Origin of the sequence: Vibrio sp. 10N.222.49.C9, from assembly GCF_041474985.1 — a bacterium.
Classification (GTDB): domain Bacteria; phylum Pseudomonadota; class Gammaproteobacteria; order Enterobacterales; family Vibrionaceae; genus Vibrio; species Vibrio crassostreae_C.
This window is the reverse complement of sequence record NZ_JBFRVD010000482.1, coordinates 1-283: the sequence shown is the minus strand read 5'-3', so window position 1 is coordinate 283 and position 283 is coordinate 1. Positions and strand designations below refer to the sequence as shown.

Genomic DNA, 283 nt, shown 5'->3' with positions numbered 1-283 from the left:
TTGTGGGTGTGCTAGCGTATTTTGATATGGGCGAGACAGCGCCAAAAATACATCGGACGCCAACGACACGCAATCGGGGCTTTAGAGTGCTCTTGAAAGATAAATACTTCATCAGTAATTCCTTGATTACCATGCTGTCTAATGGCGCGTTTTTTATCTTTTTATCCGCAGGTCCACTGATTGCGACTCAGCACTATAGCTTGTCTCCATCCGCTTTTGGGTTGTATTTTGCGCTAACTCCAGCGGGTTATCTGTTAGGTAATTATCTGACCAGCCGTTTAAG

1 pseudogene is annotated in these 283 nt (G+C 44.9%); it reads left to right on the top strand.

Going from position 1 to position 283, the window contains the following annotated elements:
- Positions 1–92: 92 nt before the first annotated feature.
- A pseudogene (locus AB4585_RS24100) lies at positions 93–283 on the top strand (Bcr/CflA family drug resistance efflux transporter); the annotation flags it as partial.